This is a genomic window from Periweissella fabalis, from assembly GCF_012396505.1.
Classification (GTDB): Bacteria; Bacillota; Bacilli; order Lactobacillales; family Lactobacillaceae; genus Periweissella; species Periweissella fabalis.
Map to the genome: position 1 here is coordinate 60,096 of NZ_JAAXPN010000008.1, position 22,560 is coordinate 82,655.

Here is a 22,560-nt window from a genome sequence, read left to right on the forward strand (position 1 = left end):
GTGATTTACTTTGAATAATAATAATAACCTCGATGAGGTTTTGAGCCGTAACTCGGTAAAACCAAGTAAGGGACATGGCAGTAAAATTCGTTGGGTAATTATTGGAATTATTGGCTTAGTAATTTTAATATTATTAGGTATTGGTGGTAATTACTTACACCAACGTAGTGATTTTACTGCTAAGGACGTAAATAGTTCTAAAACCATTGAAATTAAAGTGCCGCGCGGTGCCAATGCTGATGCAATTGGACAACAATTAGAAGCAGCTGGTGTGATTAAATATGCAAGTGCATTTAAAAATTATGTTGATCTAAATAATGTTAATAATTTAAACGCAGGCTATTTTACGTTATCACCTAAAATGAGCATTCAAACAATTGTTAAACATCTTCAACAACCTGGAGCCTTAACCCCTAATGGTAATGACTTACAGCCGGGTTTTGTGCTAATGCGTGAAGGGGAAAATGCAGCTCAATTTGCACATAATGTAGCGAAGCAAACTAAATTTTCGGCAAAAGATTGGCTAGCAACGCTTAATGATCAAGCCTATTTACAGAAGTTAGCTAAACAGTATCCTGATTTACTTGGGTCAGCAATTAATGCTCCAACACGATACAAATTAGAAGGATATTTATATCCAGCAACATATGATGTTCGTGCTGCCAAGACACCTGAACAAATTACAACTCAAATGGTTGCTAAGACCAATCAAGTATTGCAACCATATTTTGCTGAAATTAAGAAGCAAAAATTAACTGTGCAACAAATTTTAACATTAGCTTCACTCGTTGAACGTGAAGCAGTGACACCGCATGACCGTGGTACAGTCGCTGGAGTATTTTTGAATCGAATTGATGATAAAATCACTCTAGGTTCAGATGTTTCAGTTAAGTATGCATTGAATACAAATAAAACTAATCTTTCAATTGCAGATACAAAGGTTGATTCGCCATATAATTTGTATAAATATCAAGGATTTGGCCCGGGACCATTCAACTCGCCTTCATTGTCGTCAATTTTGGCAGTCTTGCATCCAATTGATCGTGATAAGAAATATTTGTTCTTTATTGCTAATTTAAAAACAGGAAAAGTTTACTTTACACAAACAATTCAAGAACATGATGCGTTAAACGCAAAACTAGTTGAACAAAATAATAATACAAAATAAAAGTTAATTGAGGTTATTATATAGTTCCTTTCGAATAGTAGTTTGTTACTAAAACATGGTTTAAAAGTTTGATATATTTATTATATTTCTGGATGGTGTGCGGCTTATATTATAGATCCTTTTTTGATTTTATGTTTATAAATAACGTTTGAGTGTCTATAGGTGCAAAATTATGATAAAATTGTTACAAGAATATTTTGTGCGAGTAAATGTGAGACGAACTCACAAAAAAATTAGAGGTAAACAATGACGAATAAATTATCAATTATTCCGTTTGGAGGAGTACGCGAAAACGGAAAAAATATGTATGCAGTCACATATAATGATGAAATTTTTATATTTGATGCTGGATTAAAATATCCAGAAAATGAATTGTTAGGGATTGATGTTGTAATTCCTGATTTTCAATATCTAGTTGATAACGCAGATAAAATTGCAGGGGTCTTTTTAACACATGGTCACGCTGATGCAATTGGGGCATTGCCATATCTTTTGGCCCAAATCAATGTACCAGTATTTGGTTCAGAATTAACACTAGCTTTAGCTAAATTAGCTGTTAAAGCTGAAGAACTAACTAAAGAATTTGATGATTTTCATGTTGTAAATGAAAATTCAATTATTGACTTTGGAGATATCAAAGTATCATTCTTTAGCACCACACACACCATTCCGCAATCATTAGGAATCGTTTTAGAAACACCTGAAGGTCAAATTGTTTATACTGGTGATTTTAAATTTGATCAAACTGCTAAAGATAGCTATCGTACTGATTTAACACGATTAGGTGAAATTGGTAAAAATGGGGTTCTTGCGCTATTAGCGGATGTAGCTGGTGTGGCATCAGTGGGGGCTTCAGTTAATGAATCAGTTATCGAAGATTATATTTTGGATACTTTTCAAAATCACACTGGCCGTATCATCGTAGCAATGGTTGCTTCAAATGTACAACGTGTACAACAAATTATTAATGCTACATACGCTACTGGCCGTAAGATTGTTTTATCAGGCAATGACTTAGAAAAAGTTGTTCGTACAGCATTGAAATTACGAATGATTGAACTACCGATTCCAGAAAATGAATTGTTTGTATCATTTAAAAACTTACGTAAGTTAAATCCTGAAGAAACTGTTATTTTGGAAACTGGACGCATGGGTGAACCGATTAAACATTTACAACGTATGGCAAATGGAGATGATCGGCATATCAAAATTGCGACAGGCGATCTTGTTTTCATTACGACAACACCATCTTCAGCTATGGAAGCATATGTTGCCCGAACTCGAGATATGTTATTCAAAGCAGGGGCTAATGTTAAGGCTATCTCGCAAGATTTACGTTCTTCAGGACATGCATCCGGCAATGATTTGCAATTGATGTTAAACTTTATGCGTCCAAAGGTTTTCTTACCTGTTCAAGGTGAATATCGCGTTTTAAACACAGGAATGCAATTAGCGATGGAAGTTGGAATTCCTCAAGATCATATTTTTATCACTCAAAAAGGTGATCAACTTCAATATGATGGTGAAAATATGTATCTAGCCGGTTCGTTTGAGGTAAACAATACCATGATTGATGGCTCAGGAATCGGTGATATTGGTAATATTGTTCTACGTGATCGCAAAGTTTTATCAGAAGATGGGGTATTTGTTGCAGTAGTAACAATCGATCGCCGTCGTAAGAAAATTGTTGCTAAGCCTAAAATCACTTCACGTGGTTTTGTTTACGTTAAAGCATCTCGTGATTTAATTCGTGATAGTAGTGATATTGTTGAAAAGACAATTTTGGATAATCTCGCCAATGTAAAAGATTTTGATTGGACAACTTTGAAAACTGCTGTTCGTGATAATCTAAGCCATTTCCTTTATGAACAAACCCGTCGCCGTCCGGTTATCCTTCCAGTTATTATGGAGGTTAACCAAAATGGTGGTCGCTTGGCACGTCATAATCGGACAAGTAAGAGTGGTGAAGGAAAAACCAAAGCAAAGGCTAAAAAGTTGCCAATTAATCCTAAGGTAGAAAGTAAGGTGTCAAACACTGGTATTGAAAAGCCTAAAAAGGCAAAGAAACCACGTCGGCGAAAACCAAAACCTGCACAAGGGACAAATGAAACATCAAATAATTAATGATGGCGAAGAGATTGATTTATGCAAGTCAATCTCTTTTGTTTGTTTAAAATAGGAGGCTAGCTTAACATGGAAGAAAATAGACAAGATTTATTATTATTGCAAGCACAACAGGCCGTTGATGAACGCGCTTGGTCGCAAGCACTAGCCCTATATGAAGAGCTCTATCAATTAGGACAAAATCTGGATGTTAATCGCCAACTTGTAAATTTAGCTGTTCGGTTGGAACAGTTTCAGCTAGCGCAGCAATATGTTTTGGATTATGTTGAAAAGTACCTGGGGACTAGTGACGATATTGATAATATAATTTTAATTTTTAGTAAAAATCAAAATTATATTTTATGTCATGAAATTATCAATAAAATAACTGATCCTACACTATGGCAGCATGCACAACAAGAATTAATAATAAAGGAAGATGAGGCTCGTTTGATTCTACAAGCAACCTTCAAGGCTCGAGCACGAGAATTTAAATATTTGGGGATGCATGATTTTGCAACTCAATATCATAGTTATCAAACAGGCTTACAATTGCCTTTACGTGAACATCTTTTAATTGCGCGTAATTTATTATTGGATGAAGATGTTAGTGATTTAGTTCGAATCACAATTTTAGCTTCATTTTTAACATTAAAGATTAAAGAAGAAGTTAGCTTTTTATGGTTAGACAATATTGTATATACCCGTAAATTCAGTGAATTAGTACCACCATTAGCAACTAAAACAGCCTTTATAATTCAGGATACTTTATACGAAGAGCTTGAAAATAGTGATCCAGTAACTTTAGCGGGCTTAGAGCAAAATATTATTTTAAGAATTCGGGCGGCTTTTCCATTTGTAGAACAAGTCATAACCGATCCAGTGATGTGGACTAAATATCAAATTGCTCGTTTTCGCGGTGAAGAACTACCAGATCTGAATGAAAATGATGTCCGTTGGCTGTTGAAATTTGATGCTTTATTTGCTCAAATTGGTAATTAATTAAAAAATTTAATGATTTTGATTTTTACAAGATGTTTTTATTTACAAAGTTAGATGGTATTTATATAATGATTAAGGCTTTCCAAAAGATATCAATGAGAAATTTCAATTTTCTTGTTTGAGTTCTTGATGGATTGTAGTATAATTGAATGCATAGGATTGAGATGAATCAATCGCTTTGCAAATTTTAGGAGGATTTTCATTTTGGCTAAAGAACATTATGAACGCACAAAACCACACGTTAACATCGGTACTATCGGACACGTTGACCACGGTAAAACTACTTTAACTGCTGCTATCTCTAAGGTATTGGCTGACAAAGGTTTGGCTCAACAAGCTGACTTTGCTGCTATCGATGCTGCTCCAGAAGAACGTGAACGTGGTATCACTATCAACACTGCTCACATCGAATACGAAACTGAAGCACGTCACTATGCTCACATCGATGCCCCTGGACACGCCGATTACGTTAAGAACATGATCACTGGTGCTGCACAAATGGATGGTGCCATCCTTGTTGTTGCTGCTACTGATGGTCCTATGCCACAAACTCGTGAACACATTCTTTTGGCTCACCAAGTTGGTGTTGACTACCTTATCGTATTCTTGAACAAGACTGACCTTGTTGATGATGAAGAACTTATCGACCTTGTTGAAATGGAAGTTCGTGAATTACTTAGCGAATATGATTTCCCAGGTGACGATGTTCCATTTATCCGTGGATCAGCTCTTGCTGCCCTTAACGGTGATGCTGAACAAGTTAAGGTTATCGAAGAACTTATGGATACTGTTGACTCATACATCCCAACTCCAGACCGTGACACTGACAAGCCATTCTTGATGCCAGTTGAAGACGTATTTACTATCACTGGTCGTGGTACTGTTGCATCAGGTCGTATCGACCGTGGTGTAGTTAAAGTTGGTGACGCAGTTGAAATCGTTGGTTTGAAGGAAGAAGCATCTTCAACTACTGTTACTGGTGTTGAAATGTTCCGTAAGACTATGGACATGGGTGAAGCTGGTGATAACATCGGTGCATTGCTCCGTGGGGTTTCACGTGAAGATATCGAACGTGGTCAAGTTTTAGCTAAACCAGGTTCAATCCAAACTCACAAGAACTTCAAGGCTGAAGTTTATGTTCTTTCTAAAGAAGAAGGTGGTCGTCACACTCCATTCTTCTCAAACTACCGTCCACAATTCTACTTCCACACTACTGACGTTACTGGTGTTATCGAATTGCCAGAAGGTGTAGAAATGGTTATGCCTGGTGATAACGTTACTTTCACTGTTGAATTGATCAGCCCTGTTGCCATTGAAAAGGGTCTTAAATTCACTGTTCGTGAAGGTGGCCGTACTGTTGGTGCCGGTGTTGTTTCAGAAATCGAAGACTAATATTTTAGTCTAATCGGTTGTTTGATTTAACAAGGACAACTTTTTAAAAAGGATTTGCATTTTATGCAAATCCTTTTTTTATATAAAACTAACAAAAAAGTGCTGAAATATCAGTCTATTACTGGTTTTATATTTGCATATAATAGTTAGTATGTTAAACTATTATTCGTATGTATTAAACATTGAAAACAATGAATTAGCTGCAGCAATTCATTTATTGGAGGAATTAACACATGGTTGCAACAAACGCACAATTTACTAAGGGTGATGGAAATAAAGGTACATTATCTTTTGAAATCCCAGTTGAAGTATACACTGATGGTATTGACAAGGCTTTTGATCGAGTAAAGGGTCAAGTTAATATTCCAGGTTTCCGTAAGGGTAAGATGCCAAAGGCAATCTTCATCAAGCAATTTGGTGAAGAATCATTATACCAAGATGCCTTGAACATTGTTTTAGGTGATATTTATGAAGCCGCTGTTCTTGAAACTGGTATTAACCCAGTTGGTCAACCAAACATTGATGCAGATTCAATGGAAAAGGGTCAACCTTGGAAGTTACATGCTGATGTTGAAATTGCACCTGAAATTGAATTAGGCGATTACAAAGGCCTTTCAGTTCCAAAGCAAAGCACTCGTGTAACTGCTAAGGAAGTTGATGCTGAAATTGAAAAGTTGCGTGCATCTCAAGCTGAATTAGTCTTGAAAGAAGACGCAGCAGCTGAAAACGGTGATACTGTTGTTATTGATTTTGATGGTTCAGTTGATGGCGTACACTTTGATGGCGGTAAAGGTGAAAACTTCTCACTTGAATTAGGTTCAGGTCAATTCATTCCTGGTTTTGAAGACCAACTTGTTGGCCACAAAGCTGGTGAAGATGTAAACGTAAACGTTAAATTCCCAGAAGACTACCAAGCTGAAAACTTAGCAGGTAAAGATGCTTTATTCGAAGTTAAGCTTCACGAAGTTAAGACTAAAGAATTGCCTGCTTTAGACGACGAATTTGCTAAGGATGTTAACGAAGATGTTGACTCACTTGACGAATTGAAGACTGTTACTAAGGCTAACTTGAAGGAAGCTAAGCAACAAGCTGCTAAAGATGCTATCGAAGAAGCTGCAATTACTAAGGCTGTTGATAACGCAACTGTTGTTGGTGGTGATATTCCTGCCGCAATGATTGATGCTGATGTACACCGTCAAATGGATCAATACCTTGGTAACATGCAACAACAAGGTATTAACCCTGAAATGTACTTCCAATTAACTGGAACTACACAAGAAGACTTGCACAAGCAATTTGAAGAAGGTGCAGCAAACCGTGTTAAGACAAACCTTGTTTTGGAAGCAATCGTTGCTGCTGAAAGGGTTGAAGGTACAGATGCTGAAGTTGATGCTGAAGTTAAAGATTTAGCTGCTCAATACGGTATCGATGAAGAAGCCGTACGTCAAGCATTGACTCCTGCAATGTTGAAACACGATATCGCAATCAAAAAGGTTGTTGATTTAATCGTTGATTCAGCTAAGGAAGAAGCATAATTAAAAATTAGCTTCTGTTCTTGATATCAGATAATGATAAATAAAACCCCACACTATCTATATACGTGTGGGGTTTTTAATAATAAAAAGTCAATTTATTTTTACTAAAATTTTTATTAGTAGTGAAGAATAGTATTGATATGGTACAATTTAAATAACGAATTTTTGATAGGAGGCATTGCCAATGCTCGATACGACTGATCCGATGGGACCAATCATCTGTTCATTTTGTGGAAAATCACAAGATGAAGTGCAAAAGATAATCGCTGGGCCAGGGGTCTTTATCTGTAATGAATGTATTACTCTTGCAAAATCAATCATTGATGAAGAAGTCCGTCATGATGCAGCAGAAGAGGTAATTGATTTACCGACGCCACGCCAAATAGTTGATGCATTAAATAAGTACGTTGTTGGTCAAGAAAATGCTAAGCGGACGCTAGCAGTAGCAGTTTATAATCACTACAAGCGTATTAATGATACCTTGGTCGGTGAAGGCGATATTGAATTACAAAAATCTAATATCGCAGTTATTGGACCAACCGGTTCAGGTAAGACATACTTGGCACAAAGCTTAGCACGTATTTTAGATGTTCCATTTGCAATTGCGGATGCTACGACATTGACTGAAGCAGGATATGTTGGTGAAGACGTTGAAAATATTTTACTAAAACTTTTGCAAAATGCTGATTATGATGTTGAACGCGCCCAACGTGGAATTATTTATATTGATGAAATTGATAAGATTGCAAAAAAATCAGAGAATGTTTCAATTACCCGAGATGTATCTGGTGAAGGGGTTCAACAAGCTCTTTTAAAAATTCTTGAAGGTACAATTGCAAATGTTCCGCCTCAGGGTGGTCGCAAGCATCCACAACAAGAATTTATTCAAGTTGATACAACCAACATCTTATTTATTGTTGGCGGTGCTTTTGATGGTATTGAAACAATGGTTAAAGAGCGTTTAGGTGATAAAGTAATTGGCTTTGGAACTGATTCAAATAAATTAGCACAATTACATTCATTAGAAGAAAAAACCATTATGCAACAAGTTATTCCAGAAGATTTAATGTCATTTGGTTTGATTCCTGAATTCATTGGACGGTTACCGATTTTGACCGCTCTTGAGAAGCTTGATGAAGATGATTTAGTTCGAATTTTAACAGAACCTAAAAACGCTTTAGTTAAGCAATATGTGGCTTTAATTGGGATGGAAGATGTTGAACTTGAGTTTACAAGTGAAGCGTTACATGCCATGGCACATTTAGCGATTACCCGAAATACTGGTGCACGTGGATTACGTTCAATTATTGAAGAAGTAATGCGTGATATTATGTTTGACTTACCTAGTCGTGATGATATTAAAAAAGTCATTGTCGATGAAGAGACGGTTAATCAACATACTGAGCCACAGTTAATTTTGGCAAGCACACAAAATTAAAGTATTTTTTGAGTACTTAATTTAAAAGCTGGTAATGAATAATTGCCAGCTTTTTGTGTTTGCTAGTAAATCTTAGCAAATATGGTAAGATTGTCTGGTATACTAGATAGGTTGATTTAAATTGATATTAGTTGTAGTCAAAATTTAGAATATAGATTGGAGAAAAATTATGGATGTACACAATGTTGCCTTAACTATTAGTGCAGTGGGGCCAAAACAATACCCAACTAATGAATTACCTGAAATTGCATTGGTTGGACGTTCAAATGTTGGTAAGTCTTCGCTTACTAATACTTTAATTAATCGTAAGAGTTTTGCTCGAACTTCATCACAGCCAGGAAAAACACAAACGTTAAACTTTTACAATGTTGAAGATCAAGTTTATTTTGTTGATGTACCGGGCTATGGGTATGCTAAAGTATCTAAGGCTGAACGAGAAAAATGGGGCTTTATGATTGAAGAGTATCTAAGTACTCGTTCACAATTACGTGGAGTAATTAGTTTAGTTGACGCTCGACATGCTCCATCAGAAGATGATATAAACATGTATAATTGGCTATTATACTTTGATATTCCTGTCTTAGTAGTAGCTACCAAAGCTGATAAAATTGCACGCGGCAAATGGAATAAAGCTGAATCAACTATTAAGAAGGCGTTACAATTTGATAATTCAAAAAGTGAATTTATGATGTTTTCTTCTGTGACTAAAGACGGTAAAGATGCTGTGTGGGAATGGATTGAAGATCGGATGACAGATGAAGTGGTTGTCGAATCTGCTACTAAGGAGATTAATTAATTATGGAATTTAATGATTATCAAAAGGCCGCTAATCGAACATTATTTGGAACGGAAACAGTTCTAACAAATCTAGGTTTAGGACTTGCTTCTGAAACAGGACAGATTACGTATATGATGAAGCGGTATAGTTTTGAGGGAGCTCAATTAGATAAAGATGCACTAACACACGAAATTGGTGATGCATTATGGTATTTATCACAAATTGCGGAGTGGGCTGATATTGATTTTGAAGCGGCTGCACAAGAAAATCTGGCAGCTTTAAATAAGCGTTATCCTGATAATCAATTAAATTAAAATATAATAAAGATCTATGACAGAAATCGAGAAATATTAGCAAAAAGTTAGTGTGACACAAGCTAAAAAAGACTGAATTATTTGCAAAAATTCAGTCTTTTTTTGTTTTTATGAAATTATCTGTCTTTTGGAATATTTTTCACGGATATTTAAAATTACTATATTATTTATCAGTAACTAAGCTTTTTTTTCAGATGTATCACTTGAAGTTTTATCGCTACGGCCAAGTGCTTTATTTTTTGCATCTTTGTCACCATCATCAAGTGGTAAAGTAATAAAATCACCAAGCATTTTATCAAAATTTGTTTCGCGTTTTACAGTTAAGGCCATATTAAATTACACTCCTTTAAAAATTAACTAATTAACCTAAGTTTAGCATTTTTTTGCAATAAATGATATTGAAAATCTATTACAAAAAATTACTAATTTTTTGTAAGCAAAGTACTAGATAAAAATATAAATCGATGTTAGAATTATATTCAATCAAAGGATATAAACGGAGGAATTTACAATGGCTGTTTTAGAAACTACAGATGCAACATTTGAAAAAGATACCGCAACTGGTGTGACACTTACTGATTTTTGGGCTACTTGGTGTGGACCTTGTCGCATGCAAAGCCCAGTTATTGATGCTTTGTCAGAAGAATTAAGTGATAAAGTTACTTTTAACAAAATGGACGTTGATGCTAATCAAGCAACTCCACAAGAGTTTGGAATTATGTCAATTCCAACTTTACTTATCAAAAAAGATGGGGAAGTTGTCGAAACTATCATTGGTTACCATTCAAAAGAACAACTTACTCAAGTTTTAGATCAATATATCGATTAAGTTAAAGTACACATTGGAAAAAGAATCAAAATCTTCAAGATTTTGATTCTTTTTTTGTTTATTTAAAAATAAATTCGTAATGTATCTTGCAAATAGGAGGTATTACGAATATGAAATGGTGGGAAGTAGTAAAGAAGAGGCAACGATTTCTTATTTTAGCTGTAATTATTATATTTATAGCATTAAGTTTTTTAGTTAGTAGTTATAAAAATCATACTAATGCCCAGCCACGTAATGATTTTAAAGAATTGGCTAGTAGTAAATTTAGTGAGGTAAAAAGTTCATCAGTACAGACTAGTGCTAATAATACTGTGGATAAGGGACAAGGCCGTGGTTATGTAGATGTTAAAGGTGCCATTAGAAATCCTGGGGTATATAAAATCAATAACGATGGTCGTGTTGAAACTATCTTAGGATTAGCTGGTGGTGCATTGCCTGAAGCTGATCTTATTCAAGTTAATCTAGCACAAGTAGTTAAAGATCAACAAATTATTTACATTCCCCGTAAAGGAGAAAAAATACCTGCACAATTTCAAGCAAATCACACTAATAATAGTACACAACAACCCAGTAATAACTCTGGAAATGTAAGTGATGAAAGTAGCCATGTAAACGATATACATAAAGTTGTAAATTTAAACTCAGCTACAAAAGAGGACCTTCAAACGTTGACGGGCGTTGGAGAACGTAAAGCTGAAGCGATATTACAATATCGCCAACAACATGGCAGTTTTAAAGTAATTGAAGATTTAAAGCAAGTTGATGGATTTGGAGAAAAAACTTTCCTAAAACTTAAACCTTATTTGGCAGTCTAATTATTTGGGATTATCCCTAAAAAAGATCTAGTTTGATATAATAGAGCCAATATTTAATTTTATAGGAGGAAGAAGCATGCAAGAACGAATTTCATGGGATGAGTATTTCATGTTACAAGCAGTAGCATTAGCATCACGTTCGACATGTAATCGTTTATCAGTTGGGGCAGTGTTAGTCCGAGATAACCGATTAATTGCTAGTGGTTATAATGGATCAGTTGAGGGGGATGCACACTGCATTGATGATGGTGATTTAATTGTTGATGGTCATTGTATTCGCACAATTCATGCTGAGCAAAATGCGTTGCTGCAATGTGCAAAATATGGTGTTCCAGTTGATGGAGCAGAAGTTTATGTAACTGATTTTCCATGTGCAAATTGTACAAAAATGCTTTTACAAGCAGGGATTAAAAAAATAAACTATCTTCGTAATTATCGAAATGATGATTTCGCGATGCATTTGATTAATTTAAAAAAAGTTACCTTAAATCAAGTGCATTTTTCTTCAAGCTCACAGGACGCTGTGGATTTAGCTAAATTTACTAACTAGTGACACAACGTTGGATATTCCCAGCGTTAGCTACAATTACGATATCAGCCGCTGTCCTCGAGAATAATTGGTGGGTAATTGTTTTTTTATTTGCATTATTAGTTCGTATTTATTTACTAAAAGAGTCCAAAGTATTAATCATTACCTTGGTTACTTGTGGATTTTTTTATGGCTTGCTTAACAATTTTGTACAGCAAAATAATCTTTTACAACAACAAGCTCAACAGCAAACTAAACAAATAGTAGATATTAAAGTCACGGTATGGGTTGACCAAATCGATATTGATGGTAATGTTTTGAAAACAACGGCACTGTTACCACATACAAAAACTAAAATATTAATTAATGCTATTATTCCAGATGAAATGTTAAAACAACGTTTGGGTCAAGCTACTGGCCAAATTACACTTACTGTCAGGGGGAGTATAAAACCGATTGATCAAGCAACTAATAGTGGGCAATTTGACAGTCGTAGATTCTATGCTTTACAGCAGATCAATGCAACTTTGAATGCAGCACAGTTGGTAGCAATTCAAATTAATAAAAATCCTGAGAATATAATTAGTTGGATTCATCAAGCACGCCAAAAAGTTTTAGACTATTTTGATAAATTGCCAAAGTCATTGCGTTATTACGGTGAAACACTACTTTTAGGTTATATTAGGCCTGATTTCTATCAAGATAATCAAGGTATTCGTGAATTAGGTTTACTTCATTTGTTTAGTATTTCTGGTTTTCAAGTAACGATGTTGATAAGCATGATTACATGGTTACTTGGGAAAATACGATTACCAAGTGAAATAACGGCGATATTAATGCTAATTATTTTACCAATGTATTACCTTTTTTCTGGTAGTATACCATCATTGATTCGGGCAATTATAATTGGAATGTTGGCGCAGTTATTAATAATAATGAAAAAAAATCTTACACCACTAGATGGTTGGAGCATTAGTTTATTAATAGGTGTATGGCTTGAACCTGGTATTTTGGGGATGCTTGGGGGGCAATTATCTTACTTATTAGCATTAGTTTTTGTACAGGGATTAAAATTTTGGCAAGAAATTTTAATGATGAATTTAATTACATTGCCACTGTTACTGCATACAACATATCAAACGCATCTGTTAGCTTTTTTAGCGAATTTTGTTTTTATTCCATTGTTTACTCACCTAATCGTGCCATTAACTACTATCGGTGTACTTGCCTTTCCAATCGTACCATCGTTAGCAATAGGTGTGGATTATTTAATTACATTATTGGCAAATATAATTATGTGGTTAAGTAAGTTGCCAGGTAATATTATTTTTGGCCAATTTAATTCGATATTAGCGATATTAGCAACCGGAATGACCTTGTATTTAATGCAAAACTTTAAAAGTCGCCGGGGATGGATGGTATTATTGACAGTATATGCTATTGGATTCATTAGTATTAAAATTCCGTTTCATGGTACAGTTACATTTGTTGATATCGGTCAAGGTGACAGTATTGTTATTCAGACGCCTATTAATCACCAGGTGACGCTAATTGATACAGGTGGTCGCTTAGCAATTCCAACTGAACATAATTGGCAGCGACGAATTAAGCAAGCTAAGTCAAATGCAGAAATGTTTCTTGTACCATATTTAATGCAACAAGGAATTGCCGATATTAAGCAAATTATCTTAACGCATGCTGATGCTGATCATGCCGGTGATATTGAGATTTTGTTAAAGGCATTTAAGGTCCATTGGTTATATGTTGGACAAGGTATGGAAAAAATGCCAAAATATCAGTATTTAGCATTAAAATATCACGTTAAGCTAGTAGGTATTCATGCAGGCCAAAAAGTCGTTGATTTACCATTACAAGTTTTATGGCCAGTTAAAAATGGTCAAGGTAAAAATGAAGATTCGGTAGTTACACTTGGTAAATTTGGTCGATTAAGTTTTTTATTCATGGGTGATCTTGATCGTGCTAATGAATTGCGATTGCCATTGCAACAAATTAAACCAGTTGATGTCATTAAATTAGGTCATCACGGCAGTAAGACGAGTAGTAGTCAAGACTTTTTAGAAACACTTAAGCCTAAAGTTGCAATTATCTCAGCGGGACGAAATAATCGGTATCATCACCCGCATGAAGAAACGTTAATGAATTTAGCTCAAAATAAAATTCCATATTTTAGTACAGCTAGAGATGGTATGATTAAATATGAATGGTCACAGTTTAGTGACAACTGGTCGAAAATGAAAAGTGAGTAATATTTAATGAACATACATGATTTAATTAACCAAATAAAAAATTCGCCTCAACCAGTATATCTCGTACAGAGCGAACAATTATATCTTATAGAAAGAATTCGTAAAGCTTTTAAGGAGTTAATAGCTCCTGAAGAGCAAGCTATGAACTATGCAAGTTATGATATGGATGAAGTTGATTTGGAAACAGCATTGGCTGATGCCGCAAATATTCCTTTTTTTGGTGAACGGCGAGTAGTAATTTTAGAAAAGCCACTCTTCCTAACTGGAGAAACTAAAAAGCAACGTGCTAATCATAACTTAGATGCATTGATGGCATATTTGGAACATCCAGAGCCAAATACCATTTTAGTTTTTTTGGCACCATATGAAAAACTGGATAAACGTAAAAAAGTTGTTAAAATGCTTACTAAATTAGCAACAATTTTTGATTTTGGAAAAATCTCAGAACGTGAAATCCAAACCTTTATTACTACGGATGTTAAAGAACATGGATTTAACATTGAAGGACGTGCATTGGATACTTTAGTTCAAAGAACAAATGCCGACTTAACAATTATAATGCAAGAATTGAGTAAACTTTATTTGTATTGTTATCAAGAAAAGATAATTAACCAAAAGGCAGTTGAAGAATTAGTTACTAAATCATTGACTGAAAATGTTTTTGATTTGGTGACAGCAGTGTTAGCACGTCAGACGAGTAATGCATTAGCTCTATACCATGAACTTAAAGCTAATGGTGAGGAACCACTTAAAATGAATGCATTATTAATTGGACAGTTTCGATTATTACTACAAGTTAAAGGCTTGATGAATAAAGTACGTAATGAGAAGGAGTTAGCAACTCAACTTAAGGTACATCCATATCGAGTTAAATTAGCAAATCAAGCAAGCAAGCGTTTTAGTTTACAAGACTTAAGTCAAGCATATTTAGGATTATTTGATCTAGAGAAGCAATTAAAAAGTACTAGTCGAAATCCAGAGATGTTATTTGAATTATTTATGATTAATTTTGTAAATAAATAAATTTTTCTTGCATTACTAAAGCAAGACGTGTAATATTATAAAAGTGCTAAAGAGCACAGCCTTTTACTTAGTTTATCGGTTCACCGTCGATTTACTCGGTTTTTGGAATAAATAAAGAAAGGTGGAAATAACCCATGGCTATTTCACAAGCACGTAAGAACGAACTTATTAAGCAATTTGGTCGTCACGAAGGCGATACTGGTTCTGTTGAAGTTCAAGTTGCAGTCCTTACTGAAGACATCAACGAATTGAACGCTCACTTCTCAATTCACAAGCACGACTTCCACTCACAACGTGGTTTAATGAAGAAGATCGGTCACCGTCGTAACTTATTACGTTACCTCCGTAACTCAGATGTTCAACGTTACCGTGAATTGATTAAGGCACTTGGTTTGCGTCGTTAATATTTTTATTAATAACACAAAGTAACTGCTATCTAACAGAAAAAAGACCAGGAGGAATTATCAATGCCAGTTATTGAATCTTCAATCCAACGTGTCCGCACTAACGAAAAAGCGCAAGCTCGCCGTGCTTCTCAATTGAGCTCATACCGTACTCAAGTTAAGAAGTTCGTTGCTGCTGCTGCTGCCGGTGCTGACAATGCTCAAGACTTATATGTTGTTGCTTCTTCAGCAATCGACAAAGCTGTGAGCAAGGGTTTGATCAAAAAGAACAAAGCATCACGTGATAAGTCACGTTTGGCTGCTAAGTTGAGCAAGTAATTGCAATTTAAAAAGTTCTATGATGATTTAATTCATCGTAGAACTTTTTTTGTGCAATAAATAATTTTAATTACCTATTCCAGTTGCTCAGACTTTCAATTTAATGATACTATTTTAAGTAGAAATTAGAAAGAAATCAGGGATACACATAATGGATGGACATAAATTATCGCAACGCCTTGCAGCAGTTGCACAAATGGTGCCAAATGGTGCACGAATTGCAGATATCGGCTCAGATCATGCCTATTTACCAGTCAATTTACTCTTAAATAAAAAAATTGATTTTGCCGTGGCTGGTGAGGTTGCAATTGGACCAATGAAAAATGCGGCTTCGGAAGTCAATAAACAAGGTTTTCAAGATAAAATTATTGTGCGATTAGCTGATGGTTTAGCGGCAATCGAACCCGATGATGCCATTGATACGGTAGTTATTGCAGGAATGGGAGGCATTTTAATTAGTAAAATTTTGGATGCTGGCCCTCGATTTGATACCTTAATATTACAGCCTAATACAGATGAAGCCACTGTTCGTGAATGGTTAGAAGCACATGATTATCAAATTATTGCTGAAGATATTATTACTGAAGATAAGCACACATATGAGTTAATTAAAGCAGTTCCTGGCAAGATGAGTTTATCAGATCGTGAAAAGCAATTTGGGCCATATTTAAGTACTACACAATCATCAGTTTGGCGCGCAAAATGGGAACATGAATTAGCACGTAAGGAAAAGGTCTTAGGTTTCTTGCAAGCGGCAACACCATTACACGAAGATCGGATTGCTGCAACTAAGGCTGAGATTACAGTAATTCAAGGAGTATTAAAATGACAGTTATTCGTGGATATGAACTTGTTAAGCGACTTGAGGAATTTGCACCATTAGAGTTAGCTGAAAGTTGGGATCACAGTGGTCTACAAATTGGCGATTTGAAGAAGCCAATTCATAAAGTTATGACAACTTTAGATGTGCGTCCAGAAGTTGTTCAAGAAGCAATTTCATTAGGTGTAGATTTTATTTTAGCGCACCATCCGGTGATGTTTAAACCAGCCTATGACTTAGATTTAACAAATCCTCAAAATCGGATGTATGCAGATTTATTACGTCATAACATTACGGTTTATGCTGCTCATACGAATCTTGATAAAGTTAGTGATGGGATGAATGATTGGTTAGCCCAAATTATTGGTTTGCCAGAAACAACCCCGCTAAATCCAGAAGTAAATCAACCTGGGATTGGCTTGGGTCGCATTGGAAATTTACCAGCGCCAACGTTATTAAAGGATTTTGCTAATCGATTGAAGCAGACATTTAAAGTTGAACATGTGCGGTTAATAACGACAGATACTGATCAATTTATTAAACGAGTGGCGATTATTGGTGGGGCAGGTTCAGAATTCTATAAAGAAGCTAAAAGTCAAGGAGCAGATGTGCTAGTGACGGCTGATGTAAGCTATCATGTGGCTCATGATATTTTGGTAAGTGGAATATCAGTAATTGATCCTGGACATCATATGGAATTTTGGATGAAAACTGCAATGCAACAATTTATTAAAGATTGGTCAAATGACGCCGAATGGGAATTAGATGTAGTACAATCTAATATAAACACGGATCCATTCCGATTTGTTTAAGTCAAAGAAAGAGGTATAAGCAATTGGCTAAATACGAAAATTTAGTACCACGTTTTATCAAATATGCGAAAGTTAACACTCGTTCAAACGAGGAATCAACGACTGTTCCATCCGATCCTAAGGAAGTTGCGTTTTTAGCAGATTTAGCAACTGAATTAAAGACAATTGGTTTGCAAAATGTGCGAACTATGAAAGATGGTTATGTTTTTGCTGAGTTAGCAAGTAACATCGATAAAGATGTACCAACGATTGGTTTTATTTCACACGTTGATACGGCCGATTTCAATTCTGAAAACGTGCAACCACAAATCCACGAAAACTATGACGGTAAGTCAGATCTTAAGTTGAGTGATGAATGGACTTTAAGCCAAGCTGAATTCCCTAACATGAAGAACTATGAAGGTCACACTTTAATTACTTCAGATGGTAGCACTTTACTTGGTGCTGATGACAAAGCTGGGGTAGCTGAAATTATTGCTGCCATGGAATACTTGATTGCTAACCCGGATGTTAAGCATGGAACCATCAAAGTGGCCTTTGGTCCCGATGAAGAAATTGGTATTGGTGCTGATAACTTTGATACGAAAGAATTTGGTGCTGATTTTGCCTATACTGTTGATGGCGGTCCATTAGGTGAATTGGAATGGGAAACTTTCAATGCGGCCGATGCTAAAATCTCAGTGCAAGGTAAAAATGTGCACCCTGGTTCAGCTAAAGACACAATGATCAATGCAATTCAAGTTGTGATGGATTTCCATGCAGCTTTACCAGAACATGATCGTCCAGAACACACTGAAGGAACTGAAGGTTTCTGGCACGCCATGCAAATTGGTGGTTCACCAGAAGCCGCTACTATTCGTTACATTGTCCGTGACCACGATCGTCAAAAGTTTGAAGAACGTAAGCAATTACTTCTTACAATCGCTGACAAGATGAATGCTGACTTTGGTAGTGACCGGATTAAGGTTGAAATCAAAGATCAATACTTTAACATGGGTGAAGTTTTAAAAGATGACATGCGTTCAGTTGACTTAGCAGCCAATGCGATGAAGGCGCTTGATATTAAGCCATTAATCGAACCAGTTCGTGGTGGGACTGATGGTTCTAAGATTACTTTCCTTGGCACACCAACACCAAACCTCTTTGCTGGTGGTGAAAACATGCACTCACGGTTCGAATTTGTTTCTGCACAAGTTATGGAACAAGCGGTTGACACTTTATTAAAGATTTCAGAATTAAATATTGCTGACTAATTGCTAGTAAATAAAAAAAGTTCGGGTTATCCCGAACTTTTTTTATTGTTGTTTGTTGGCACCAGTTGAAATTTTTGAAAAGATAATCGCACCGGCAAGACCAATAAAAATGGCCCAGATGGCGATGAAGGCAGGTGAGTATGCACCACCTTCAAGAGCATGACCAATATAACCAATAATTTCACCGAAAATCAATGCCCAAAAAGCACCCATAAAGTATTTCATAATATACACCTTTTCGTTTATTCATTATTTCACTATTAGTTTACGCTCTCTATATTTAAATGCAAGCGTAAATGTTTTTGCTATAATAACAGTATCAACTCTAGAGAATACTTCGTTAAATGAAAGGGGGATTAAAATGAGTTATTTTCCAATTCAAGCATTAAGTGCATATAGCTTATTAAAAAGTCCAACCACCCCTAAAGAATTAGTAATCAAAGCTAAAGAACTTGGTTATCAAAATATTGGGTTAACTGATATTGATGTAATGTATGGTGTTGTTGACTTTTATAATGCTGCCATTGCTGCAGATATGAAACCAATTTTAGGTTTAACTTTAAAAATAAATGGCCTTGTTAATCAAAGCACAATAGGTTCAATTATTTTAATTGCGAAGAATAGCCGCGGATATCAAAATCTGATGAAAATATCATCATATAAGATGACACTTGCTAATCCAGCTGATGCTAATTTTGAAGTGATTGAAAATTATTTAAGTGATTTAATTGCTATTAGCCCAGTAGGTGGTGAAATTGATCAGTTACTACAACAAGGTCAAGTAACATTAGCAGAGCAGGTTGCTAAGCAATTCAAGCAGTTATTTGATACCGAATCCGTTTATTTAGGAATCAACTTAAGCCAAGCACTGACACATCGGCAATATTTACAGGAATTTAGTGTGAATGTGAAAATTCCGTTAGTTGTGGATGAACCAGTTTACTATGTAGCAGCTAATGATTTTTTCGCAAGTAAAGTTTTACAAGCAATTGATGCTAATATTGTTTTGAGTAATTTAGGCCAGGCACGTAGCGAAATGGGTGCTAATTACTTGAAGCCAGTTGCCAAAATAGAGTTAGCCTATAAGCAAGCAGGCTTAGAGATGGTATTTGAAAATAATACACGGTTGGCTTCACAAATTAATGTTGAGTTGAACTTCAAGCAACCGCAGTTGCCGGTATTTTCATTGCCAGTGGGAATACAAACGCAGGCTTATTTAGCTGAAATTAGTCACAAAGGATTAGAGAAACGTGGTTTAACTGATGAAAAATATCAAAAACGTTTAGCCCATGAATTGACAATTATTAACCAATTGGGGTTCAATGATTACTTTTTAATAATATGGGATGTTATTAAATGGGCACACCAACAAGGAATTCAAACAGGCCCCGGCCGTGGATCAGCTGCAGGATCATTAGTCGCTTATGCATTAATGATTACAGACGTTGATCCTATTAAATATGATTTATTATTTGAACGATTTTTAAATCCCGATCGAGCACAAATGCCAGATATTGATTTAGATTTACCCGATAATCGTCGTGAAGAGGTTTTGAATTATGTACATGATAAATACGGTCATACCCATGTAGCTCAAATTATTACATTTGGTACTTTAGCTGCCAAGCAAGTTATTCGTGATACTGGCCGAGTTTTTGGTTATACACAACCTCAATTATCTCAATTAGCAAAGGCTCTCCCAAATGCACCACATATTACATTAAAAAGTGTCATTGAAAAATCACGATCTTTTCAAAATATTATTAATGATTTGCCTAATGGTGCTTTATTATTAAATGTAGCTCAACAATTGGAAGGTTTACCACGTAATTATAGTACCCACGCAGCTGGAGTAGTGATTTCACAAGAACCTTTAACAGACATTGTAGCAGTCCAAAATGGACCAGATAAGCGGTTAATGACTCAACTACCTAAGAATCCAGTTGAGGCTCTAGGACTCCTTAAAATGGATTTCCTAGGCTTACGTAATTTAACACTTCTTGATACAACGCTTAAGTTAATTCATGAGACATCCCCTAAATTCGATCTCTCTACAATTCCATTTGATGATCAAGAAACGTTGACCTTATTTCAAAATGCTAAAACGAATGGAATTTTTCAGTTTGAATCGGAAGGAATAAAAAAAGTGTTACGGCAATTAAAACCAGATTCTTTTGAAATGATTGCTGCCGTTAATGCACTCTTTCGACCAGGACCAATGGAAAATATTTCACGATTTGTAGCACGTAAACACGGTAAAGAACCAATTACCTATCCTGATCCTATTTTGCAACCTATTTTGGCACCAACCTTTGGGATTATTGTCTACCAAGAGCAAGTTATGCGAGTTGCTTCAGTATTAGCTGGTTTTAGTTTGGCTCAAGCTGATATGCTTCGGCGTGCAATTAGTAAAAAAGATGCACAAAAGATTAATGTCTTACGGCAACAATTTATTCAAGGAGCTATTAAATTAGGGCATGCCCAAGCTGTTGCTGTGACTGTATATGATTATATTGAAGCATTTGCTAACTATGGATTTAATCGTTCGCATGCTATTGCATATTCAAAAATGGCATATCAATTAGCTTTTTTAAAAGTTCATTTTCCTCGTGAATTTTTCATTGCCTTAATTAACGCCAACACAGGGAACATTGACAAATTAGGAGTTTACATACAAGAGCTTCGACAAGTTGGGATTACAGTAGTTGGCCCAGACATTAATCGTAGTAATCATGATTTTATTAGTGCGGATGGGGCAGTTCGATTTGGATTATCTGCTATTAAAGGATTGCGGAGTGATTTTATTAATGAATTATTGAATGAACGAAATGCTCATGGTCGTTTTGAAAGTTTACCCAATTTAATTAGTCGTTTAAATGATAAATGGCGTAATGAGAAGATGTTTACAATATTAATTAAAGCTGGTGCATGTGATAATTTAGGTTACAACCGTAAAGAATTGCTACAAGCACTAAACGGTATTTTAGAGGCAGTTGGTTTATCGGGTAGTTCAATGTCATTATTTGCTACAATGGCTCCTAAAATCGCTAAGTTACCAGATTTTAAATTATCTGAAAAATTAGCAATGGAAATTGAAACATTAGGAATCTACGTTTCAGCACATCCAGTTACCCAATATCGGCACTTAGCTAAACAGATAAACATAACAGCAATTAATCAGTTGCAAATTAATGCAAAGGTTAATCTAGTGATTTTAATCACAAAAATACATGTAATTCGAACTAAAACTGGTAAAGAGATGGCATTTCTGACAGCAACTGATCAAACTGGTGAGTTAAGCATAACCTTATTCCCACAAGTATATAACCAATTTAAAGCACAAATTAGTCTGGGAAAAGTATATGTTTTAAGAGGGAAAGTCGAGCAAGGACGCGAGATACAAGTTATAGCTGATTATATGAAATTAGCAAGTGAAGTCATACTAAAAAATGATAATAATATAAGTGAAAAACCGCAAGGAAAGTGGTTTTTGAAGCTAGCTAAAGATAAAAATCGACTTAAAATTGAAAATGAATTACGGCAAATTTTACAGGCAAATCATGGTGATAATCCAGTTATTTTAGTTTATGAAATCGATAATCGTAAAATTTTAATGTCAAAGGAGTGGTGGCTTAAAAAAAATCAACAATTGATGGAATCGCTTACATCATTGTTAGGACAAGGAAACGTAATTTTTAAGGATAATTAAGTCTGATTTTTTAATCAAGAAGGCTCATATTTATCGATAAAATGTGTTATC

General features: G+C 35.3%; 21 protein-coding genes. 19 read left to right on the top strand and 2 right to left on the bottom strand.

Annotation, left to right across the window (positions count from 1 at the left end; all coding sequences use genetic code 11):
- Positions 1 to 10 precede the first annotated feature (10 nt).
- The 8 genes from mltG to HF964_RS07560 all read left to right on the top strand — a co-directional run bounded on the left by mltG (position 11) and on the right by HF964_RS07560 (position 9,730).
- Positions 11 to 1,168, top strand: coding sequence for an endolytic transglycosylase MltG (mltG, locus tag HF964_RS07525; RefSeq protein ID WP_168722433.1), 1,158 nt, complete (start codon positions 11 to 13; stop codon positions 1,166 to 1,168).
- A 246-nt stretch (positions 1,169 to 1,414) separates the two neighbouring features.
- The gene (locus HF964_RS07530; RefSeq protein ID WP_168722434.1) at positions 1,415 to 3,292 is read left to right on the top strand and encodes a ribonuclease J; all 1,878 of its coding nucleotides are present in this window, start codon (positions 1,415 to 1,417) and stop codon (positions 3,290 to 3,292) included.
- Positions 3,293 to 3,361: 69 nt separating this feature from the next.
- The gene (locus tag HF964_RS07535; protein ID WP_168722435.1) at positions 3,362 to 4,273 is read left to right on the top strand and encodes a hypothetical protein; all 912 of its coding nucleotides are present in this window, start codon (positions 3,362 to 3,364) and stop codon (positions 4,271 to 4,273) included.
- A gap of 204 nt (positions 4,274 to 4,477) precedes the next feature.
- On the top strand, positions 4,478 to 5,665 hold the full coding sequence (tuf, locus tag HF964_RS07540) for an elongation factor Tu (RefSeq protein ID WP_168722436.1): 1,188 nt from the start codon (positions 4,478 to 4,480) through the stop codon (positions 5,663 to 5,665).
- 233 nt (positions 5,666 to 5,898) lie between these two features.
- Positions 5,899 to 7,200, top strand: a complete 1,302-nt coding sequence (gene tig / locus HF964_RS07545) for a trigger factor (protein WP_168722437.1) — start codon at positions 5,899 to 5,901, stop codon at positions 7,198 to 7,200.
- Positions 7,201 to 7,384: 184 nt separating this feature from the next.
- Positions 7,385 to 8,638, top strand: coding sequence for an ATP-dependent Clp protease ATP-binding subunit ClpX (gene clpX / locus HF964_RS07550; RefSeq protein ID WP_168722438.1), 1,254 nt, complete (start codon positions 7,385 to 7,387; stop codon positions 8,636 to 8,638).
- A 169-nt stretch (positions 8,639 to 8,807) separates the two neighbouring features.
- A complete protein-coding gene (gene yihA, locus HF964_RS07555; protein WP_168722439.1) occupies positions 8,808 to 9,434 on the top strand; it encodes a ribosome biogenesis GTP-binding protein YihA/YsxC in 627 nt (208 codons plus the stop codon).
- 2 nt (positions 9,435 to 9,436) lie between these two features.
- Positions 9,437 to 9,730 (top strand): nucleoside triphosphate pyrophosphohydrolase family protein, encoded by a 294-nt coding sequence (locus HF964_RS07560; protein ID WP_168722440.1) that lies wholly within the window; start codon positions 9,437 to 9,439, stop codon positions 9,728 to 9,730.
- 177 nt (positions 9,731 to 9,907) lie between these two features.
- On the opposite strand, the gene HF964_RS07565 is transcribed toward HF964_RS07560, so the two are convergent.
- Positions 9,908 to 10,060, bottom strand: a complete 153-nt coding sequence (locus tag HF964_RS07565; RefSeq protein ID WP_168722441.1) for an SPJ_0845 family protein — start codon at positions 10,058 to 10,060, stop codon at positions 9,908 to 9,910.
- Between the two features lie 181 nt (positions 10,061 to 10,241).
- On the opposite strand from HF964_RS07565, the gene trxA reads away from it, so the two are divergent.
- From trxA to pepT, 10 genes are all read left to right on the top strand, one after another.
- Entirely contained in the window at positions 10,242 to 10,559 is a 318-nt protein-coding gene (trxA, locus tag HF964_RS07570) for a thioredoxin (RefSeq protein ID WP_168722442.1), read from the top strand.
- A gap of 110 nt (positions 10,560 to 10,669) precedes the next feature.
- Positions 10,670 to 11,374: a ComEA family DNA-binding protein gene (locus HF964_RS07575; RefSeq protein ID WP_168722443.1), complete on the top strand. Its 705-nt coding sequence runs from the start codon at positions 10,670 to 10,672 to the stop codon at positions 11,372 to 11,374.
- Positions 11,375 to 11,450: 76 nt separating this feature from the next.
- Positions 11,451 to 11,924 (top strand): ComE operon protein 2, encoded by a 474-nt coding sequence (locus HF964_RS07580; protein ID WP_168722444.1) that lies wholly within the window; start codon positions 11,451 to 11,453, stop codon positions 11,922 to 11,924.
- On the top strand, positions 11,924 to 14,170 hold the full coding sequence (locus HF964_RS07585) for a DNA internalization-related competence protein ComEC/Rec2 (protein ID WP_168722445.1): 2,247 nt from the start codon (positions 11,924 to 11,926) through the stop codon (positions 14,168 to 14,170). The genes HF964_RS07580 and HF964_RS07585 overlap by 1 nt, the downstream gene beginning before the upstream one ends.
- A 6-nt stretch (positions 14,171 to 14,176) precedes the next feature.
- The gene (gene holA, locus HF964_RS07590) at positions 14,177 to 15,193 is read left to right on the top strand and encodes a DNA polymerase III subunit delta (protein ID WP_168722446.1); all 1,017 of its coding nucleotides are present in this window, start codon (positions 14,177 to 14,179) and stop codon (positions 15,191 to 15,193) included.
- Positions 15,194 to 15,327: 134 nt separating this feature from the next.
- Positions 15,328 to 15,597, top strand: a complete 270-nt coding sequence (gene rpsO, locus HF964_RS07595) for a 30S ribosomal protein S15 (RefSeq protein ID WP_168722447.1) — start codon at positions 15,328 to 15,330, stop codon at positions 15,595 to 15,597.
- 63 nt (positions 15,598 to 15,660) lie between these two features.
- Positions 15,661 to 15,915: a 30S ribosomal protein S20 gene (rpsT, locus tag HF964_RS07600; protein WP_168722448.1), complete on the top strand. Its 255-nt coding sequence runs from the start codon at positions 15,661 to 15,663 to the stop codon at positions 15,913 to 15,915.
- Positions 15,916 to 16,066: 151 nt separating this feature from the next.
- Entirely contained in the window at positions 16,067 to 16,744 is a 678-nt protein-coding gene (locus tag HF964_RS07605; protein WP_168722449.1) for a tRNA (adenine(22)-N(1))-methyltransferase, read from the top strand.
- Positions 16,741 to 17,547: a Nif3-like dinuclear metal center hexameric protein gene (locus HF964_RS07610; RefSeq protein ID WP_168722450.1), complete on the top strand. Its 807-nt coding sequence runs from the start codon at positions 16,741 to 16,743 to the stop codon at positions 17,545 to 17,547. Before HF964_RS07605 ends, HF964_RS07610 begins: the two co-directional genes overlap by 4 nt.
- Positions 17,548 to 17,570: 23 nt before the next feature.
- Positions 17,571 to 18,800: a peptidase T gene (pepT, locus tag HF964_RS07615; protein ID WP_168722451.1), complete on the top strand. Its 1,230-nt coding sequence runs from the start codon at positions 17,571 to 17,573 to the stop codon at positions 18,798 to 18,800.
- Between the two features lie 42 nt (positions 18,801 to 18,842).
- On the opposite strand, the gene HF964_RS07620 is transcribed toward pepT, so the two are convergent.
- On the bottom strand, positions 18,843 to 19,025 hold the full coding sequence (locus HF964_RS07620) for a DUF2929 family protein (protein ID WP_168722452.1): 183 nt from the start codon (positions 19,023 to 19,025) through the stop codon (positions 18,843 to 18,845).
- Positions 19,026 to 19,161: 136 nt separating this feature from the next.
- Here HF964_RS07620 and dnaE point away from each other — a divergent pair, with 136 nt between their 5' ends.
- Positions 19,162 to 22,509: a DNA polymerase III subunit alpha gene (gene dnaE / locus HF964_RS07625; RefSeq protein ID WP_168722453.1), complete on the top strand. Its 3,348-nt coding sequence runs from the start codon at positions 19,162 to 19,164 to the stop codon at positions 22,507 to 22,509.
- The last annotated feature ends 51 nt before the right edge of the window (positions 22,510 to 22,560 follow it).